Origin of the sequence: Bacillus alveayuensis (assembly GCA_030812955.1) — a bacterium.
In the GTDB taxonomy this organism is placed as follows: domain Bacteria; phylum Bacillota; class Bacilli; order Bacillales; family Aeribacillaceae; genus Bacillus_CB; species Bacillus_CB alveayuensis.
In genome coordinates, this window is the sequence record JAUSTR010000041.1 from 1 (window position 1) to 6,690 (window position 6,690).

A 6,690-nucleotide genomic window follows, 5' to 3' on the forward strand; every position below is an offset into this window, starting at 1 on the left:
CTCCTGTTATGTTAAGTCACGCTAACATTATTGCCAGGAATTCGTGAGTGTTTTCCTTATTTTTTGGGTTAAATCACAAAATGTGGTGATGAATCGAAAATATTTTACATTTTCCTCTTATTTTTAATTTGAATTTATGCTAGAATAAGTTTGCACCAAGATATTACATAATTAGTCAAATTATATCATTTTTTCCTATAGGAGGTGATACTATGAAACTATCGGCTGTACTTGGGATTGGTACTGCAGCAGCAACTTCTATTTTAGTAGCTGTTCTTGCTGGAGCAGCTATCACTTTAGGACCAATTTGGGCTGCACGTATTTACATGTACTTCCTAAGACAAGGATGGAGCGCGACTGTAATGTGGTAATAACAAAAGGGAGAGGGAAGTACGGCCATGCTTCTCTCTCCTCTCTATTGAAATGATTATTTTAGTAATGATTATAATTATATGTCTTCTCTAACAGTATATCCATATTAATGTAATATAAAAGCCAAAGGAGTAGAAGTTCATCATGCTTTTATTTCGTCAACTAAAAACATGGATTTATTGGAAAGCAAAGGTACGATGGTTACAAAACTGGGGTAATTTTAAAATGTTTAATCTAAACAACAAATTAATTATCCCCTTTATTACCCTCGGCTTTAAAATTATTGGAATTTTGTTAGTATTTGGGTTAGGGTTTGGAGGAGCCTTTCTATTTAACAAGTATATCTCTTCAAATCCATACTCCTTTTGGCAAATTGTTTTTTTTCTTTTTATATTTGTAGAAGGTATCTCTAATGGGTTAGCAACTGGTCGGTGGATTTCAAGTTCTAAAGAGGAAAGCTGGCTATTAGCTTCTACACCTATTGGGTCTATAAAGTATATATTGTTTCTTTGGATTGATGAATCACTTTGGATGTTAAGAAACAGCTTTTTTTCAAATATAGCAGGAATCATTGGTGCTTTATTGGTTTTTCCGGTTAAAATAACCTACTTAGTAATAGCATTTTTTATTGTCATTATATTTTATTTCTTAATTTCATTATGTACAACACTTATCCAGTATTACATTATTAAAAAAAGTGTTTACTTAAAAGGAAAAGGACTAATATCAAACCTGCTTATTCCATTATTACTCGTACCTATTATCTATTTGTTAACAAAGATTTTGACACCTTGGTTATTAACATTTCCTGTGGTTTCAGAGTCAGAAAACATTTTAACTGATTATATTACTTGGATTGAAGATGGTTTGGATATTTTGCTATCTTCAGGAGAATTGGTCTTATCTCTCGTTAATCAATGGTACTATCCATACAGCCTGCTTGCTGAGCTAATGGTCAATGGATCGTTCTTTATCCCTATTATAGGTTCATTTCTATACATACTATTTTTATTATTAGTTGCATTATTCCTCTTAAATGTCATTTCTAGAAAAGACAATGTTACCAACATGGATAATTCAAAATTTGATGATAAGGTTACAAAATTTTTTATACTCGTTTCAAAATGCATTCTTAATAAAAAATTAAAAGAAAGACATGTGCAGTATTATCTAATTTCATTACTAAAAAATTACTTGGCAAAACGAAATTTATTTGTAGTATTGGGAAGCTCATTGTGGCCAATTATTACATTTATCTTTACATTTATCTACTTTTCTCCCAATTATTTAAGTGAACGGTTTGTATTAGCTTTTTCTATTCTAATAACAGTCTATTTCCCATTTCATGTCGTGAATTCGATTTATACTAAACTTAAAATGAAGTTATCTTTTGATAACGAGGGATCATTTTTACAAGTATTAATTGCTTACGGAGCTTCTCCAGAATACTTATATGATTTAAAGACCAAAGTTGTTCGAGTCCTTTCTTTACCAGGATATTTTTATGTTACAGTGGTGACTTTCATTTTTATGCCTATACCAATTTTCATTAAAGTTGGATTATTTATTTTATCAATCATTTCTTATATTGTTATAACTAAATTTGTATTATTACATTCAGTATTAGTCCCTCATTATGAGTTTTACAACCTTAGCCAAATTGGGAAATATCCTGATCAAATTAAAATGAAAAATAGTATAAATACATTGATAATTTCGATAACTTTGCCAATTATACCAGTTACAATGTATTTATTAAAAGATATCCAAGAATCATTGTTAATTTTTTTTAGTACACTTTGGATTTTAGTTGGATTAGGAATTGGATATTTCTTTTTATCTCGAATTCTTAAAAAGAGATTTACTTACTTTGATATTGAAGAAATTAGTATTAACCGAACATATATTGTAAATGCATTGTTTTGGAAGGAAAGATTGATATTAATTATTTTTACGATAGCAATTTATATCACTGGAGCTATTTTAAGTATTTTTAGGGAATTTGTTGTTGCAGAAATATTAGTGTTAATACCTGTTATTATTATTCAATTAATTTTAATTTCTTCCTATAACCAAAAAAGAAAAATTGAAAATAAAAGGAATATTACCATTAACTGAAACTAGGAGGGGAAATATGGAAGGAGATAAAAATATTCAAGTCAGTAAACCAGATGATTTGGAATTAAACCCTTTTATTCATTTGGCAAATCATAAGCCGAAAATAGCAATTATTACAAGGTGGTTAGTTTTTTCAGTAGTTCTCTGTATCCTGACAGTCATTGTAGCAAACAAAGTACCATATTCATTTGAACAATTAAACACCGGTGAAGAAGGAATTCCAGATATAAACAAATTTATAAGTGAAAATCCGTCAGCTCAATCTTTCTTAATTATCGTACAGGGAATATCAGCCTTTTTTACTCCAATTATTTTTATCATATTAACTACAGTTGGCTTAAAAATTTTAACAAGTATTTTTAAACCAATCTTTAAAGAAAAGGTAAGTATGCAAAATCTTTTTTTAACTACCACTGTAGCTTATACATCTTTATTCATTTCATCTGTACTTAGACTAATCTTTTCTCTTATTAAGGGTGAGTTTATATTATATTCATTAGGTTCTTTACCATATTATACAGGTAGAAACTCTGATAACGAATTTTTCATGAACTTTTTAAATAGTTTGGATTTATTTACCATTATTTATTGCGGTATACTCGCATTCGGTTTATATAGTTATTCGAAGGCCAAGATAAAACCTGTATTTGCGCTTATCTTTGGTATCTACTTTCTATTAATCATAGGGCAATCTTTATTTTTACCTCCAGTTTAAGTTTAAAGGGGTTAAATTGTAATGAGTTTTTTATTGAATGAGAAAAAAATCATGTTATCCTCTATTGGTATTTTTTTCTATCTGTTTTAGGAGGAGTACTCTTACAGAACTTTTTGTTAAGAGGAATGTTTCAAACAATTAAATTAGATTTAACTGAAATGGATAACTGGTGGTTTTACTTCAGTAGTAATTCATTGACATGTTTATTTATTATGGCAGGAATATTTATTTATGCTATTCCTACTATTTTCCTGTTAATCTTTAATGGAATTATTATTGGTATAACAGTTGTAGCAACTGTAGACCAGGGAGCTAGTATAGAACAAATTATATTGGCACTTTTACCTCATGGAATATTAGAGGTACCAGCCATCATTATTGCAGGGATGGTAGGCCTTAAAGGTCTTACGTTTTATCATAAAGAAAAAGATAGACTATATTATATTAAAATTATCAAGTCAGCTGCATTCGTGTTTTTTCTTCTCTTTTTGGCAAGTTTTATAGAAGCATATATTAGTGTACCCATCTAACCACGAGGTGAATACCAATTATGTTAGAGATTAAAAAACTCAGCAAACAAATTGAAGGAAAAAATATTATTAAATCTTTAGATTTTACAATTAAGCCTGGTCAAATTGTTGCCTTGCTAGGACCTAATGGTGCAGGTAAAACAACAACGATTAAATTATTACTAGGTTTGTTAAATCCAACTTCAGGAGATATAAAGGCTGATTCAATTTCTTTATTAGAGGACAGGAAAAACTATCTAAAAAAAATCGGTTATGTACCTGATGAACCTTTTTTTTATGAAGAATTAAAAGGGATTGAATTTTTGCGTTTCACCATAGATTTATGGGGGAATTTAACTTATGATCAGGATCACTATAACAGGTTAATTCAGTATCTAAAAATGGAGTCTTTTATAAATGATCCTATTTATACATATTCTTATGGTATGAAAAAGAAACTTTCATTACTAGTTTCGCTCATACATAAACCAAATTATTTAATAATGGATGAACCATTTAATGGGTTAGACCCTTCTACTACTCATAACATAAAAAATTTTTTATACGAGTATTCAAGTGGGGAAACCGCTGTTTTACTGTCAACACATATGTTAGATGTTGCTGAGAAGTTTTGTACCCATGTGGCAATTATAAAGGACGGTAACCTCATTATTTTTGATGAAATAAAAAATATTAAATCAGAAAATCAGGTAACTACGCTAGAAGAGTTTTTTATTTATAGCATTAATAAAGAGGAATAAGTTGGTTATATAAAAATAAATGATTGCAAGTATATTCGTTTTAGTCATTTAGGTATTCTAAAAATTGTAATAAAAAGCTGTGTATATGATAAATTTGAACATTTAGGTTTGTTTAGTTGGTCATAGCTAAGAAATTTTAGGTTGATTCACCAAGTATTTGGAAACGAAACTAGCCCTTTTTATAGGCTAGTTTTTTCTGTGAAAAAAAAACTAATAACTTTGTTACCATACGAAAACATTTAGCAGAAACCGTTTGTATATGGGAATAATTTGTAAGGGGATGCCTTCAATGTCTAATTACAGAAAAAAGCTTTTTCGTGGAGCAAAGATTGAAGATTGTATTTTAGATTTTATTGAGATGGAAAAGGAACTTAGAAGAGCCATTGAAACAAATAAAGGAAATGAAAAGTTATTATTATCAGGTATGAGTCACGCTTATCGTATGATTGTAAATCGATTAGTAAGAGAATTTGATTATTCTAAAGGAGGAGTAATCGTGAATACTAAATTAACAGATTTAATACAGTCGTTAGAAAAAAGAGTTAAGGAATCAAAAGAACAAAGTAAACGTAGTGGAACTAATTTGGTCAATAATGTTTATTACGACGATATTCCCAATGAGGCAAAGAATGAAATTGAAAATATCCCAAGAGAATTCCAAAAGGGTCTGTTTGACGGCATGTCGGTTGTGTATGAAAAAATCGTTATCGATTTGGATATTATATTAAAATCAGATGATAGTGATAAGATAATTTGTATAGAGAGACTTTTAGAAAGTTATCAAAGAGTAGTTGAAAAATTAAAAGAGAAATTTAGGAAAGATGATGTTGACTATAGAAGTGGCTATTTGCAAGGAGAAGTGTCCGCTTACCAGATGGTCGGGGAAGAAATTAAGGTAATTTTTGATCTGACGGAAAAATAACAATACACTTATCTGACAATGGAAGAAGGAGAGATATTATAAACTTTATAAAATGGTATGATTGGATCACTCCAACAAACCCTTATACTGCAATATTGTTCGGGAGATATTTACAATGATTCTAACAGTTGTTATTTGGTTTGAGAAAAATAAAAATTTGAAAATTTGTACTGTAACGCTATTAAGAGGTGTAATAATTTCAATCATTGGAGTAATAACCCTTAATGCTGTTGGTTGTACCGTTAGTAATAGGGAGAAACTTTATTACGCGCACCTCTAAATTTTTCTGTATGTGTTAGTATTCAATTAAAGAGTACGATTGTGAAGAAAAATTCTTAGATTTAAACAACTTTATTTTCCCAAAAAGTTAGATCTAGGTTATGCCCTTTGTGGAATTTAAAAACTACTACTTAAATAGAAAACTTTACATCATTATGGATACTATTTTCGAAAAAGAAGTAGTACCCCTCTAGAATTTTAGTTTGGTGTAAACTATAATTAAATCATACTAAGTTTTTTGTTTGTTTCTTTGCGAACATAGTAAGATTCAGCAGGATTTTTATGAAGCAATTGGCGGCCTTTGGGCGATTTAGATACTAAACCGGACAGCAATCAAACACTTATTCATTATTGCTGAAATGAGAGGGACTAGTATGTAAATCGGCGTGTAGGTCGCCTTTTTAATTGGAAATTCACTGTTTAAAATGGATAGGAGGTTGTGCTAAAATAAGCGTGTAAGTTCTTTTATTTGCTCTTATGAGCCTGATGTTGAAGTTTTGGCCCCTATTGGGAGCCCCATGAGATACAGGAGGAATATGCTTTTTACAATACTTCACTGTTTGGAGGATTTTATATAACAAAATAAGAGGTAATCCCGACAGAGCTATGGAAATAGGTCTGTTTTTTATTTGTCTAACGAGACAGTAAAGGGATTACGCTTAGGAGGAAGAGGAACCGAAAGGCGAAACAGTCAGCTTGGTTCCTCTTTTTATTACAAATGACTGTTTATATATATCTTTTTACTTGTTTGCAAGAGAAATCCACTGCTAGTCATGCTGTTGCTAAACCTAGCGTGGTACTTGATTCGAATAGCCGTTGCTCAATGAATCAGTAGTTTATTCACTCTCAACCTCAGATAGAGGGACATGAAGACGCAGAACGCCTAGTAATGTCAGAGAGTTTGTTTGTTAAGACTTTTGTGTAAATTAGCACATTATTTCAGAATCCCTTTTTCAAATTATTTCAGGCGGATTCGGAAATAATGTGCAAAATTTTTGCGGATTGTTCCGGATT

The 6,690-nt window shown here is 30.2% G+C and carries 6 protein-coding genes; all 6 read left to right on the forward strand.

Annotated elements, in window-relative coordinates:
- The first annotated feature begins 212 nt into the window (after nucleotides 1–212).
- The 6 genes from J2S06_RS15835 to J2S06_RS15860 all read left to right on the forward strand — a co-directional run bounded on the left by J2S06_RS15835 (nucleotide 213) and on the right by J2S06_RS15860 (nucleotide 5,397).
- Nucleotides 213–371, forward strand: coding sequence for a hypothetical protein (locus tag J2S06_RS15835; protein ID WP_419152932.1), 159 nt, complete (start codon nucleotides 213–215; stop codon nucleotides 369–371).
- A gap of 145 nt (nucleotides 372–516) precedes the next feature.
- Nucleotides 517–2,490 (forward strand): hypothetical protein, encoded by a 1,974-nt coding sequence (locus J2S06_RS15840; RefSeq protein ID WP_419152933.1) that lies wholly within the window; start codon nucleotides 517–519, stop codon nucleotides 2,488–2,490.
- 16 nt (nucleotides 2,491–2,506) lie between these two features.
- Nucleotides 2,507–3,205, forward strand: a complete 699-nt coding sequence (locus J2S06_RS15845) for a hypothetical protein (RefSeq protein ID WP_419152934.1) — start codon at nucleotides 2,507–2,509, stop codon at nucleotides 3,203–3,205.
- Between the two features lie 56 nt (nucleotides 3,206–3,261).
- On the forward strand, nucleotides 3,262–3,735 hold the full coding sequence (locus tag J2S06_RS15850; protein ID WP_419152937.1) for a stage II sporulation protein M: 474 nt from the start codon (nucleotides 3,262–3,264) through the stop codon (nucleotides 3,733–3,735).
- A 20-nt stretch (nucleotides 3,736–3,755) separates the two neighbouring features.
- On the forward strand, nucleotides 3,756–4,475 hold the full coding sequence (locus tag J2S06_RS15855; RefSeq protein ID WP_419152935.1) for an ABC transporter ATP-binding protein: 720 nt from the start codon (nucleotides 3,756–3,758) through the stop codon (nucleotides 4,473–4,475).
- Between the two features lie 289 nt (nucleotides 4,476–4,764).
- Nucleotides 4,765–5,397, forward strand: coding sequence for a hypothetical protein (locus tag J2S06_RS15860; protein ID WP_419152936.1), 633 nt, complete (start codon nucleotides 4,765–4,767; stop codon nucleotides 5,395–5,397).
- Nucleotides 5,398–6,690: the final 1,293 nt, after the last annotated feature.